Raw genomic sequence first — 12082 nt, forward strand, 5'->3', positions numbered from 1 at the left:
TCGCCTAAAAAACGCCAACCCTCGGGTTGGCGTTTTTTTTTGGCTGGCTGATTGCCTAGAACACAAACCGGCCATCAAACACGGGCTCATCATCCAGAGCGAGGACGCCGCTGGAAAAGATCAGGTCCAGATGATGGCTGCCCTTGGCGCCGCCGCCCAGCCCCAAGTGCAATCCGCAATGGCGCTCCTCAAACCCAGCGTTGCGTGCGTACAGGCTCTTCACGCCCTCATTGGTGCCGATGCCCAACTCTTCGATGCGTCGATTGGACGGATTGGCATTCAAGTAGTTGTTGAAGTCATGCTCCAGTCCCGGCACGTCGGTGGCGATTTTGCAGACGGTCGAGTTCTCGATCCACAACTCCAGCGGCGACGCCAATACCCCGTATTTACGGGCAAAGGGAATGGTGCTGAGAAACGTCCCGATGAATTTCACCCGACCGTTAATCGCTTCGCTATGGGTCGCAATCTCACCAGGTGCTAAGTCAAAGTTGCCGACACCATTGATGTCGGTCCACTTCTTGATACTGCTCAACGGTGTTTCGAACCACGAACCATGGTCATCTTTGAAACTTAACGTAGTGGCCTTGGACATGCGCTGGATCAAGTGACTGTTCAACCCGGCGATTCGTTGTGGGGTGACACTGAACGTGTCGTAGAAGTAATCGCCGTAATCCTTGAACAGCAGTGATTTTTTCCAGTGTTCTGCCATCACGCCTTGCAGCGCGCGTACAAAGTCCGGGCCGTCTGGGCGTGGGTTGGGCAGGGTGGAGGAGTCGTAAAAGAAGATGTACAGATCGTTATCGACGATTGCCTGAGCCAGTAGGGCCGTAGGCTCGAGGTCGAGGCGCATTGTGCTGAAGCTAAACCGTTGGCTGTCGCCGGCCTGTTCGGCGATGGCGCCGGTCAATGCCTCGTAATCAGCGGTGTGGCCGAGCAAAACCTTGGCCTGGTTGATGCCGACAAGGGCAGGGTGGTGTTCGAGGTAGTAGAGGAAATGCGAAATGGCGCGATGCTTATCCATGTAGTCCTCCCTGACAAACCGAGAAAAAGGCAGGTACGGCCGGCCGGGTCGTACCTGCCAAGGTGTCTTACAAAGGCCACATCGCCGTGCCGAACGGAACAACCGCGTCGGCTTGCATCATTTCAACGGCGGCTTCATGGGTCGGTGCTTCAAACCATTCGTCCAGTTGCAGTTCAGTTTCCAAGTCTTTGTCCAGTGCTTGCATGGTGAATCTCCTAGATGACTTTTGAGTAAGAACAACTTGCCGGTCGATGCGCTCGGCAAGTCGCTCAAAACCTAGTTCAACGATTTTAAAATTGCAAAATAATATTTAAATAATATTTATTTGAACTTTTTGTTCTGTTTTTGGTTGAGGTTTTTTTTAATTAAAAACAAAAACTAACTCGATCCTTACTGTTGGAAATTTTCTACCGTCAATTTACAGTCAGAAGTAATTGCTATCTGACCTGGAAATTTTACGTTACGCCTTGTAAAGAAATAATGACGAAAATGCTGCGCAAAGCCTCTGCGATGATCGTGGCGTCGGGGTTGTAAGGAAAACCTTCCGTGCCTCTGCTGGTCCACGTCTGCGCAGGGCTCTGGAGGACTTGTTTCAGAAGTGTTTGCGGGGTGAGATGCGGCCTATGCCTGCCGTGCAGGCGCATAACAACAAGGAGGCGCAATGAACGCCGTGATTGATCTGCATTCCTCTCGGTGGGGCGACTTTATCGCCATCACTGTCGATGACCCGCAACGGTCTGACTCCATTTTTGCAGCCGCCCGAGCCTCTCGGGGTGGACACAAGCAATCCCGGCAACCAACACGCTGACCTGGCGGTGTCTGGCAGCAGGGGATTAGCGGTGTACAATGCGCCGCGTTTTAACGGTGACCTCCTGCGCAAGATCAAGGCTATCCGTCTTGTTCACTCCGCCGCGCCATAAGCGCGTCGGGTTCGATTTCGTCACAGATAAAAACAAACAGGTGACGCATGACCGTTGTAAATACGCTGAACTCCTGGTGCTTGCGCTGGGGTTTGATCGGCGCTGCTTGAAATTGCAGCCAAGCAGCAACGTCTACTGAATATCATCAAACCTTGCGTGAGACCCTTTTCATGAGTGGACAAAACTCGCATTCAGGCGAGCTGAAACGCGGCCTGAAAAATCGCCACATTCAACTGATCGCCTTGGGCGGCGCAATCGGAACCGGGTTGTTTCTCGGCTCGGCCGGGGTATTAAAATCTGCCGGTCCTTCGATGATTCTCGGCTACGCCATCTGCGGCGTTATCGCCTTCATGATCATGCGTCAGCTCGGTGAAATGATCGTTGAAGAGCCGGTGGCCGGTTCTTTCAGTCACTTTGCGCACAAATATTGGGGCGGTTTCGCTGGCTTCCTGTCAGGTTGGAACTGCTGGATTTTGTACATTCTGGTGGGCATGTCCGAGCTGACCGCTGTCGGTAAATACATCCACTACTGGGCGCCGGATATCCCGACCTGGGTGTCTGCCGCCGGATTCTTCGTACTGATCAACCTGATCAACCTGGCCAACGTCAAAGTTTTCGGTGAAGCGGAGTTCTGGTTCGCGATCATCAAGGTCGTGGCCATCGTCGGGATGATTGCTTTGGGCAGTTACCTGCTGGTCAGCGGTAACGGCGGGCCGCAGGCTTCGGTGAGCAACCTGTGGGCTCACGGCGGCTTCTTTCCCAATGGCGTCAGCGGTTTGGTGATGGCCATGGCGATCATCATGTTTTCCTTTGGTGGCCTGGAAATGCTCGGTTTCACCGCAGCAGAAGCCGATCAACCGAAAACCGTGATCCCGAAAGCGATTAACCAGGTGATTTACCGGATTTTGATTTTCTATATCGGTGCCTTGGTGGTTCTGCTGTCACTTACCCCGTGGGACAGCCTGCTGGTGAGCCTGAACGCGTCTGGCGATGCGTATAGCGGCAGTCCTTTCGTTCAGGTGTTCTCGATGCTGGGTAGCAGCACGGCAGCGCATATTCTCAACTTTGTGGTCCTGACGGCAGCGCTGTCGGTGTACAACAGCGGCACTTACTGCAACAGCCGGATGTTGCTGGGAATGGCCGAGCAGGGCGATGCGCCGAAAGCGTTGTCGAAGATCGACAAGCGTGGCGTGCCGGTGCGCGCCATCCTTGCTTCGGCCGCGGTGACGCTGATCGCCGTGGTGCTGAACTACCTGATTCCGCAACACGCGCTCGAATTGTTGATGTCGCTGGTGGTCGCCACCCTGGTAATCAACTGGGCGATGATCAGTTACTCGCACTTCAAGTTTCGTCAGCACATGAACAAGACTCACCAGACGCCGCTGTTCAAGGCCCTTTGGTACCCGTATGGGAACTACATCTGTCTGGCGTTCGTGGTGTTCATTCTGTGCGTGATGTTGCTGATTCCGGGGATCAAGATCTCGGTGTATGCGATTCCGGTATGGCTCGCATTCATGTGGGTCTGCTACGGGATCAAGAACAAGCGCCGTGAGCGTCATGCTCTGCAGGTTGCGGGTTCCGTGGCCAAGTAAGGACTCATCGCACAAACAAACAACCCGGCCATGTGCCGGGTTGTTTGTTTTCAGGGGAGCAGTCAATCGCGCTCCCGCCTTGGGCCGCATTCATTCGTTCTATTCGCGGTATCCTGAGCGCCCTCAACACGGACGCTTTTCCATGCTGGTGATATCCAACAATGTGCATCTGCCGGATGCCGAAATTGAATTGACGGCCATTCGCGCTCAGGGCGCAGGTGGGCAGAACGTCAACAAGGTTTCCAGCGCCATGCACCTGCGCTTTGACATTCCGGCGTCGTCCTTGCCCGAGTTCTACAAGGAGCGGCTGCTGGCGCTGCGTGACAGTCGCATCACCAGCGAAGGCGTGTTGATTATCAAGGCCCAGCAGTACCGCACGCAGGAAGCCAACCGTGCCGATGCACTTGAGCGTTTGGTCGAGTTGATCCTCAGCGCCACCAAAGTGGAAAAAAAGCGTCGCCCGACCAAGCCGACCCTCGGTTCGAAGAAGCGTCGGCTGGAGTCCAAGACCAAGCGCGGCAGCATCAAGGCCGGGCGCGGCAAGGTGGATTTTTAGCGAGCTGCTCTTTCTTCGCGATACTTCGGCGCTTGCCGGTACAAGTAAATGCTCAGCGCCAAACCGCTCAGAGCAGCGAGGGCAGCAAACAAAAAGATCGAAGCAAAACCAAATCCTGCCGCAATCGCACCGGCCAGTGGCCCGGTAATCCCCAGCGACAAATCGATAAACAGTGAATAAGCCCCTACCGCTGCACCTCGGCTGGAGGCCGGGACGAGGTTGACCGCTTCCACGCCCAGCGCCGGGAATACCAGCGAAAAGCCAAAACCGCTCAGCGCCGCGCCGGCCAACGCCCAATGAGCATCCGGCGCCAGCCACAGCAGTAAAAGCCCCAGCGTTTCCACCGACAGGCACGCAATCGCTACGCGAAAGCCGCCGAGGCGGTTGATCAGATTGCCGAACAGCAGTCGCGCACCAATGAAGCTGGCGCCGAACAGGCTCAAGCACAGCACTGCGTTTGACCAATGTTGCGTGGCGTAATACAGGGTGATGAAGGTGGCGATGGTGCCAAAGCCAATCGAGCCCAGTGCTAAACCACAACCGTGTGGCAGTACCCGGCCCAACACATGCATGAACGGCAAGCGTTCACCGACGACAACTGGAGCCGCCGTTTTTGGCCAGGCCAGCGCCAGGCCCAGCACGGCCAGCAGCACGATGCTGACGCCCATGCTCCATAAGCCTAATTGGTTGACCAGCAGCACGCCGAGCGGGGCGCCGATGGCGATGGCGCCGTAGCTGGCGATGCCGTTCCAGGAGATTACCTTGGCGGTGTTCGCCGCACCGACGCGGCCAATGCCCCAGCCAATTGAGCCTGAGCCCACCAGGCTTTCGGCGCTGCCAAGCACCAGTCGACCGATCAGCAGGCTGATCAGACTGAGCATTGGCAGGCTTTGGGTCCAGGCTGAAATCAGCATGAATATGCCGCTCAAGCCGCATCCGGCAAGGCCATACATGACCGCCAGTTTGCTGCCCTTGTTGTCGATGATCCGGCCCGCGTAAGGCCTGCTGAGTAAAGTGGCGAGGTATTGCACGCTGATCACCAGGCCGGCGATGACGGCGCCGAAACCCAGGTCGCTATGGACGTAGCCGGGCAACACGGCCAGCGGAATGCCGATATTCAAGTAGCCGATGAAGGTGAACAGGACGATGGAAACGACTTGCAGCGTGACCGCCAGGGGGCGCTGGGTTTCAGGCATGGGTAAAAGTCCACGGGCAGCAGGATAGGTAGGCTGCTCATGATAGCGGCGCGGGCGACTGCGGGTCGTGTGAAAAGTAAAACTATTTGCGGGGCTAGGGTGGATTCAGGGCTTGGCGGGAGCAACCAATTGCGTGGTTACGAGGGCGGCGAGGGCGTTTTCTTTGCTGCCGAAGCGCGTGAGCAATGCGGCCTGTTTTTCGGGGGAGAGGCGATTCCAGATCTCGATCATCTTCTCGGCAGTGCCGATCAGAACACTGGTCTGAGCTTGGCTAAAAGTAGGGCTGAAGTCGTCGGTCATGGGGTAAAGCTCACGTTTCAGGCAGTGTGGAAAGCGCATGTTAGCGCTTTCCACACGGTCTGGCATCGCGGGTGTTTCAGTCTTCGTTTTCAGTCTTGCGACTGTCAGTGGCTTCTTTCGGTTCTGGCTGTCGTGCAGCGGCTTGTTGCGGGGTTGTCTGCTCAGTTTCGTGCAGGCTTGGGAAGGGGAGATTAGGGATCTCGTGCATGTTCGCGCTCCTCGCAAAGTCTGTTGACAGATCTGATAGATCCGCGCTTTTACAAAGCTTGGGCAGGATACAGCAGGAAAAATGACAAATAGACTTTTATCTGGAAATTCTGCGACCAATGGCCGCATTTGGAGAACGAGGCCGCACCGAAACCCCTGTGGGAGCAGGCCCGCACACAGGGGTAAAGCAGTGGAGGTTTACTGGCAGACGCTGGCAATCGCCTCGGCCAGCAAATCAAGACGCGTGGCATCAATGCCTGCCACGTTCGCTCGGCCAGAGCTGACCATATAAACGCTGTGATGGTCGCGCAGTTGTTTGACTTGCTCGGGCGTCAAGCCGGTGTAAGAGAACATCCCGCGTTGTACACCAATGTGTGCGAAGCGCTCGCGCAAACCATGCGGTTCCAGAGCTTGCATCAGGCCGCTGCGCAGTTGGGCAATGCGCAACCGCATGGCCTCCACTTCGTCGGCCCAGAGGCTTTTCAGCTCCGGGTCGCCGAGGATGGTCGCGACCACTGCGGCACCGTGATCCGGTGGCGTTGACCACAAATTGCGGGCGATATTGGCCAGTTGGCTGCGGATATCGACCAGTTTGTCTGCCGTTTTTGCGCAGACAATCAGCGCGCCCGTGCGGTCTCGGTACAGGCCGAAGTTCTTCGAGCAGGAGCTGGTAATGAGCACTTCCGGCAGCTCGGCGGCGAATAGACGGGTCGACCAGGCGTCCTGTTCCAGGCCATCGCCAAACCCCTGATAGGCAAAGTCGATCAGTGGCAATAGCTCGCGCCGGCGGACCACGTCCAGCACTCGGCGCCAATCGTCGTGCGCCAGGTCGAAACCGGTCGGGTTATGGCAGCAGGCGTGCAGCAATACCACGTCGCCCTTGGGCGCCTCATTGAGCACCGCGAGCATTGCTTCGACGTCGAGGCGGTTATCACTGCCGACATACGGGTAATGACTGACTTTGACGCCGGCGGCCGCGAAAATCGTTTCGTGGATCGGCCAGGTCGGGTTGCTCAACCACACGCCACGGCCCGGTAGCATTTGGGCGATGAAGTCGGCGCTCAAACGCAACGCACCGGTGCCGCCTGGTGTCTGAGTAACGCCAGCACGCTGTTCGCTGATGAGGGTCGAGTCAGCGCCCAGCACCAGCTCGTTCATGACCTTGCCGAACGCCGGGTCGCCATGGCCGCCGATGTAGGTCTTGGTGAGCTGACGATCCACCAGTCGTGCCTCGGCGAGTTTCACCGCCTGCGGAATCGGTGTCAGGCCCTGCGCGTCTTTATAGACCCCTACGCCAAGGTCAAACTTGCGCGGGTTGGGGTCTTGCGCATAGGCCTCCATCAGGCCGAGGATCGGGTCGCCGGGTACTCGGCCGATGGCATCGAAATGCATTATTTGCGGCCCTCGGCGTCTTTGGCCACTTCGTCGGTACGCGCGGCCATGATGAAGTCGTTGCGGTGCAGGCCCTTGATGGAGTGGCTCCACCACGTGACGGTGACTTTGCCCCACTCGGTCAGCAGGCCTGGGTGGTGACCTTCGGCCTCGGAGATTTCACCGACAGCATTGGTGAAGGCCAGGGCGTGTTTGAAATTCTTGAACAGGAACACTTTTTCCAGTTGCATGATGCTGTCGCGAACTTCGATGTTCCAGTCCGGGATCTGCTTGATCAGGATGGGCAACTCTTCGTCGCTGACCTGAGGGGCGCCGGCCTGGCAGGCTTCGCAGTGGGCTTGGTTCAATGTGGACATGGTCTGTTTCCCGATTCGATTCTTGTTAGACGTTACTATTTTTTGTGCGACGCCGCGACTGTCGGCGCGTTCAGGCCGCCTTGGTTTTTGGCGGGAACTTTGGCGCATGCAAGCCTAGCTGCATGCCTTGCTTGACCAGGCCCATGATGTCTTCCTGGGCCAGGTCAAACAGGCGCTTGAGGCTGGGTAGTACAAAGTACAGCGGTTGCAGGATGTCGATGCGGTAGGGCGTGCGCATGCATTCCAGCGGATCGAAGGCTTGGTGTTCCGGTGCATCCGACAGGCTGTAAACAGTTTCTTTGGGCGATGACAGAATGCCGCCGCCGTAGATGCGCTGACCTTGGGGCGTATCCACCAGACCGAACTCGATGGTCATCCAGTACAAGCGCGCAAGGTACACGCGTTCTTCCTTGGAAGCCTGTAGGCCAAGTTTGCCGTAGGTGTGGGTAAATTCAGCAAACCAAGGGTTGGTCAGCAGCGGGCAGTGGCCAAAGATCTCGTGGAAAATGTCCGGCTCTTGCAGGTAATCCAGCTCTTCGCGGGTGCGAATAAAGGTCGCTACCGGAAACTGCTTGTTGGCCAGTAACTCAAAGAATGTCTGGAAAGGGATCAGTGCGGGGACTCGGGCAACCTGCCAGCCGGTGGTATCACCCAGGACCTGGTTGATCTCGCTTAATTGCGGGATACGGTCGTGGGGCAGGCCCAGTTTATCGATGCCATCCAGGTACTCCTGGCACGCACGCCCTTCGAGCACTTTGAGTTGGCGAGTGATTAGCGTATTCCACACCGCGTGTTCTTCGGCGGTGTAATCGATAAAACCTTGCGCATCGGGCTCGCGAGCCACGTAGTGCGTTTGCTTCATGCTGCTCTCCTGCTAGGGGGATTCGTTCTTGTTATGTCCAGCGGTAGGTCTAGAGATACTCCAACGCCTGCGGTGAAGCAGCAGGTGATTCGAGTTGCGCGTAGGAAGAATCTTTGGTTTTCGTAAAGTTTTCGTTACGTGTTGGCCGGTGTGGCGCAGGTATTGAGATTTTCCGGTTTGAAAAGCCCCTCGGCTGTCACATAATCTTGACGACTAACTGAGCGCTCCCGCAGAAACTGTCAGGCGACGGTGCTCGACCACTGCTTTTTCGGGCCTTTTATATGCGTATCAAAGTCCACTGTCAGAACCGCATCGGTATCTTGCGCGACATTCTTAACCTGCTCGTGGAGTACGGCATCAACGTTGCGCGCGGCGAGGTGGGAGGGGAGCATGGTAATGCGATCTACCTGCACTGCCCGAATCTGATCAACCTTCAGTTCCAGGCGTTGCGTGCGAAGTTCGAGGCGATTGCCGGCGTGTTCGGCGTCAAGCGTGTAGGGCTGATGCCCAGTGAACGTCGGCACATGGAGCTCAATGCGTTGCTTGGTGCTCTGGAGTTTCCGGTGCTGTCCATCGACATGGGCGGCTCCATCGTTGCTGCCAACCGCGCGGCGGCACAGTTGCTTGGGGTGCGCGTGGACGAGGTGCCGGGGATTCCATTGTCCCGGTACGCCGAAGATTTCGACGTGCCGGAGTTGGTGCGCGCCAACAAATCGCGGATCAACGGGTTGCGGGTGAAAGTCAAAGGCGACGTATTTTTGGCTGACATCGCGCCGCTGCAATCGGAACACGACGACAGTGAGGCCATGGCCGGCGCAGTGCTGACGTTGCATCGGGCTGACCGGGTAGGTGAGCGTATCTACAACGTGCGCAAGCAAGAACTGCGAGGGTTTGACAGCATCTTCCAGAGTTCGAAGGTGATGGCCGCGGTAGTGCGCGAAGCCCGACGCATGGCGCCGCTGGATGCGCCGTTATTGATCGAAGGTGAGACCGGCACCGGCAAAGAGCTGTTGGCTCGCGCCTGTCATCTGGCCAGCCCGCGCGGTCAATCGCCGCTGATGGCGCTCAATTGCGCCGGGCTGCCTGAGTCCATGGCCGAGACTGAGTTGTTCGGCTACGGCCCCGGCGCTTTTGCCGGAGCGCGGGCCGAAGGTAAGCTTGGGCTGCTGGAGCTGACGGCGGGCGGCACGTTATTTCTCGACGGTGTTGGTGAAATGAGCCCGCGCCTACAGGTGAAATTGCTGCGCTTTCTGCAGGACGGATGCTTCCGTCGTGTCGGCAGTGATGAAGAGGTTTATCTGGATGTGCGGGTGATCTGCGCGACGCAGGTTGACCTTTCGGAGCTGTGCGCCCGAGGCGAGTTTCGTCAGGATTTGTATCACCGTTTAAACGTGCTCTCGCTACACATTCCGCCGTTGCGCGAATGCCTGGACGGTTTGACGCCGCTGGTGGAGCACTTCCTCGATCAAGCCAGTCGGCAGATCGGTTGCCCGTTGCCAAAACTGGCGCCCGCCGCCATGGAACGTCTCAGTCACTACCATTGGCCGGGTAATGTGCGGCAGTTGGAGAACGTGTTGTTTCAGGCGGTTTCTCTGTGCGAAGGCGGCACGGTCAAGGCCGAGCATATCCGCTTGCCGGATTACGGCGTGCGCCAGCCGTTGGGCGATTTTTCGCTGGAGGGTGGGTTGGAGGCGATTGTCGGGCGTTTCGAGAAAGCGGTGCTGGAGCGTTTGTATTCCGAGCATCCCAGCAGCCGGCAGTTGGGCAAGCGGTTGGGGGTTTCGCACACGACCATTGCCAATAAATTGCGCGAGTACGATGTCGGCAAAGCGTAGAGCGCCGATCCCACAATGTTTGTGTCGGCTGCAAAGGCCGGCACTTGCCACTTACCGGCATAACACCGCCGGTTTTTCGACTTCGACACAATGCCCTTATTCCCTCTGAGCCCCTCAAGCCCTTTGTTTGCCGGGTTACGGGCCGTCATAAAAAAGTTGGTCTGCAAATTGCTTAAAGCTCAGCAGTACAGCGGTGGGCGGCAAACGTCCGGCATGCAGAGGAAAGAGTGTGGACAAGTACCTTTATGTGGCAATGACCGGCGCCAGCCAGAATGCACTGGCGCAGAAGGCTCATGCGAACAACCTGGCGAACATCTCCACCAACGGTTTTCAGAAGGACCTGGAGCAGGCGCGTTCGATGCCGGTGTTCGGCGACAGCTTTCCGTCGCGTGCCTATGCGATGACCGAACGTCCGGCCACTGACTTCTCTCCGGGTTCGATGGTGCAGACCGGTCGAGACCTCGACGTAGCGGTGACGGGCAATGGCTGGATCGCCGTGCAGAGCCCTGATGGCAGCGAAAGCTACGTGCGCACCGGCAGTCTGAACGTGGACGCGTTGGGCGTGCTGCGGGCTGGCAACGGGATGCCGGTGATGGGCAATGGTGGTCCAATTGCCGTGCCGCCCGAGCAGCAAGTCGAAGTCGGCGAAGACGGCACTATCAGCATCCGTGCGATGGGGGAAGGCCCGCGTGTGATGGCCGAAGTCGACCGCATCAAGCTGGTCAACCCTGACCTGAAGAACATGACCAAAGGCCTGGATGGTTCGATCCACACCAAAGATGGCAAGCCGGCGCAAGCCGATGCGAGCGTCAAACTGGTGTCCGGGTTCCTTGAGTCGAGCAACGTCAATGCCGTGGAAGAAATGACCTCGGTACTGTCTTTGTCCAAGCAGTTCGAGCTGCACATCAAAATGATGAACACCGCCAAAGACGATGACCAGGCCATGGCTCGGGTCTTGCAGATCAGCTAATTATTAGTACGTCGCGCCGTAAAACAGGCGCACGAGGAGAATCGAATGCTTCCGGCTCTATGGGTTGCCAAAACAGGTCTGTCCGCTCAGGACACTAACCTCACCACCATTTCCAACAACCTGGCGAACGTTTCGACCACGGGTTTCAAACGTGATCGCGCCGAGTTCCAGGACTTGCTGTATCAGATCAAGCGTCAGCCAGGCGCCCAGTCGACCCAGGACAGCGAATTGCCGTCGGGTCTGCAAGTGGGCACCGGTGTGCGCATCGTCGGTACGCAGAAAAACTTCACCGCTGGCAGCCTGCAAACCACCGAACAGCCGTTGGACTTGGCAGTCGATGGTCGCGGTTTCTTTCAGATTCTGCAGCCGGACGGCACCACGTCCTACACCCGTGACGGCACGTTTCACCTCAGTTCCACTGGTCAGGTGGTGAACGCCAGCGGCTTCGCCCTGGAGCCGGCCGTTATCATTCCGGCCAACGCCCAGACCTTTACGGTCGGTCGCGACGGCACTGTGTCCATCACTGTTGCCGGCACCGCCGCTTCCCAGGTGATTGGTAACCTGCAAACTGCCGATTTCATCAACCCGGCGGGTCTGCAAGCAGTGGGTAACAACCTGTTCCTTGAAACTGCCGCCAGCGGAGCGCCACAAATCGGTACGCCAGGCCTGAATGGTTTTGGCACCACGCTGCAGAACACGCTGGAAACGTCCAACGTCAGCACCGTTGAAGAGATGGTCAACATGATCACCACGCAACGCGCTTATGAGATGAACTCCAAGGTGATCTCCACCGCCGACCAGATGCTCTCGTTCGTAACGCAGAATCTGTAATCAAGTCTACGAGGCGGCATGAAGCCGCCAGCAACACCGTGAGG

At 57.4% G+C, this 12082-nt stretch carries 13 protein-coding genes; 5 read left to right on the top strand and 8 right to left on the bottom strand.

The features are described from left to right. Nucleotides 1–55: 55 nt before the first annotated feature. Together RHM68_RS07490 and RHM68_RS07495 are read right to left on the bottom strand one after the other, a co-directional pair. The gene (locus RHM68_RS07490) at nt 56–1021 is read right to left on the bottom strand and encodes a leucyl aminopeptidase (protein WP_322221462.1); all 966 of its coding nucleotides are present in this window, start codon (nt 1019–1021) and stop codon (nt 56–58) included. Nucleotides 1022–1088: 67 nt separating this feature from the next. After that, the gene (locus RHM68_RS07495; RefSeq protein ID WP_003178782.1) at nt 1089–1226 is read right to left on the bottom strand and encodes a hypothetical protein; all 138 of its coding nucleotides are present in this window, start codon (nt 1224–1226) and stop codon (nt 1089–1091) included. A gap of 885 nt (nt 1227–2111) precedes the next feature. On the opposite strand from RHM68_RS07495, the gene RHM68_RS07500 reads away from it, so the two are divergent. Continuing rightward, nucleotides 2112–3533 (top strand): amino acid permease, encoded by a 1422-nt coding sequence (locus RHM68_RS07500; RefSeq protein WP_322221467.1) that lies wholly within the window; start codon nt 2112–2114, stop codon nt 3531–3533. A 142-nt stretch (nt 3534–3675) separates the two neighbouring features. Next, a complete protein-coding gene (gene arfB, locus RHM68_RS07505) occupies nt 3676–4089 on the top strand; it encodes an alternative ribosome rescue aminoacyl-tRNA hydrolase ArfB (protein WP_123599095.1) in 414 nt (137 codons plus the stop codon). Here the strand turns inward: arfB and RHM68_RS07510 are convergent. The 6 genes from RHM68_RS07510 to phhA form a co-directional block, all read right to left on the bottom strand. Further along, entirely contained in the window at nt 4086–5285 is a 1200-nt protein-coding gene (locus tag RHM68_RS07510) for an MFS transporter (protein WP_322221469.1), read from the bottom strand. The genes arfB and RHM68_RS07510 overlap by 4 nt on opposite strands. A 105-nt stretch (nt 5286–5390) precedes the next feature. Beyond that, on the bottom strand, nt 5391–5585 hold the full coding sequence (locus RHM68_RS07515) for a hypothetical protein (protein WP_322221471.1): 195 nt from the start codon (nt 5583–5585) through the stop codon (nt 5391–5393). Between the two features lie 76 nt (nt 5586–5661). Then, nucleotides 5662–5793: a hypothetical protein gene (locus RHM68_RS07520; protein WP_322221473.1), complete on the bottom strand. Its 132-nt coding sequence runs from the start codon at nt 5791–5793 to the stop codon at nt 5662–5664. Nucleotides 5794–5990: 197 nt separating this feature from the next. Next, on the bottom strand, nt 5991–7184 hold the full coding sequence (locus RHM68_RS07525) for an amino acid aminotransferase (protein WP_416195227.1): 1194 nt from the start codon (nt 7182–7184) through the stop codon (nt 5991–5993). Beyond that, nucleotides 7184–7540, bottom strand: coding sequence for a 4a-hydroxytetrahydrobiopterin dehydratase (locus RHM68_RS07530; RefSeq protein ID WP_322221475.1), 357 nt, complete (start codon nt 7538–7540; stop codon nt 7184–7186). The genes RHM68_RS07525 and RHM68_RS07530 overlap by 1 nt, the downstream gene beginning before the upstream one ends. 70 nt (nt 7541–7610) lie before the next feature. Further along, nucleotides 7611–8402: a phenylalanine 4-monooxygenase gene (gene phhA / locus RHM68_RS07535; RefSeq protein ID WP_322221477.1), complete on the bottom strand. Its 792-nt coding sequence runs from the start codon at nt 8400–8402 to the stop codon at nt 7611–7613. Between the two features lie 281 nt (nt 8403–8683). Between phhA and RHM68_RS07540 the strand changes: the two genes are divergently transcribed. The 3 genes from RHM68_RS07540 (at nt 8684) to flgG (ending at nt 12038) form a co-directional block, all read left to right on the top strand. Continuing rightward, nucleotides 8684–10237: a sigma-54-dependent transcriptional regulator gene (locus tag RHM68_RS07540; protein WP_322221479.1), complete on the top strand. Its 1554-nt coding sequence runs from the start codon at nt 8684–8686 to the stop codon at nt 10235–10237. Nucleotides 10238–10466: 229 nt separating this feature from the next. Further along, entirely contained in the window at nt 10467–11207 is a 741-nt protein-coding gene (locus tag RHM68_RS07545) for a flagellar basal body rod protein FlgF (protein ID WP_322221481.1), read from the top strand. A 45-nt stretch (nt 11208–11252) separates the two neighbouring features. Further along, nucleotides 11253–12038, top strand: coding sequence for a flagellar basal-body rod protein FlgG (gene flgG, locus RHM68_RS07550; protein ID WP_322221484.1), 786 nt, complete (start codon nt 11253–11255; stop codon nt 12036–12038). Nucleotides 12039–12082: the final 44 nt, after the last annotated feature.

Source organism: Pseudomonas sp. DC1.2 (assembly GCF_034351645.1).
In the GTDB taxonomy this organism is placed as follows: Bacteria; Pseudomonadota; Gammaproteobacteria; order Pseudomonadales; family Pseudomonadaceae; genus Aquipseudomonas.

What these genes read in the sequence shown, in the direction of transcription:
- RHM68_RS07490 (WP_322221462.1), bottom strand. Translation starts at nt 1,021, where the DNA reads ATGGATAAGCATCGCGCCATTTCGCATTTCCTCTACTACCTCGAACAC.
- RHM68_RS07495 (WP_003178782.1), bottom strand. Translation starts at nt 1,226, where the DNA reads ATGCAAGCACTGGACAAAGACTTGGAAACTGAACTGCAACTGGACGAA.
- RHM68_RS07500 (WP_322221467.1), top strand. Translation starts at nt 2,112, where the DNA reads ATGAGTGGACAAAACTCGCATTCAGGCGAGCTGAAACGCGGCCTGAAA.
- arfB (WP_123599095.1), top strand. Translation starts at nt 3,676, where the DNA reads ATGCTGGTGATATCCAACAATGTGCATCTGCCGGATGCCGAAATTGAA.
- RHM68_RS07510 (WP_322221469.1), bottom strand. Translation starts at nt 5,285, where the DNA reads ATGCCTGAAACCCAGCGCCCCCTGGCGGTCACGCTGCAAGTCGTTTCC.
- RHM68_RS07515 (WP_322221471.1), bottom strand. Translation starts at nt 5,585, where the DNA reads ATGACCGACGACTTCAGCCCTACTTTTAGCCAAGCTCAGACCAGTGTT.
- RHM68_RS07520 (WP_322221473.1), bottom strand. Translation starts at nt 5,793, where the DNA reads ATGCACGAGATCCCTAATCTCCCCTTCCCAAGCCTGCACGAAACTGAG.
- RHM68_RS07525 (WP_416195227.1), bottom strand. Translation starts at nt 7,184, where the DNA reads ATGCATTTCGATGCCATCGGCCGAGTACCCGGCGACCCGATCCTCGGC.
- RHM68_RS07530 (WP_322221475.1), bottom strand. Translation starts at nt 7,540, where the DNA reads ATGTCCACATTGAACCAAGCCCACTGCGAAGCCTGCCAGGCCGGCGCC.
- phhA (WP_322221477.1), bottom strand. Translation starts at nt 8,402, where the DNA reads ATGAAGCAAACGCACTACGTGGCTCGCGAGCCCGATGCGCAAGGTTTT.
- RHM68_RS07540 (WP_322221479.1), top strand. Translation starts at nt 8,684, where the DNA reads ATGCGTATCAAAGTCCACTGTCAGAACCGCATCGGTATCTTGCGCGAC.
- flgG (WP_322221484.1), top strand. Translation starts at nt 11,253, where the DNA reads ATGCTTCCGGCTCTATGGGTTGCCAAAACAGGTCTGTCCGCTCAGGAC.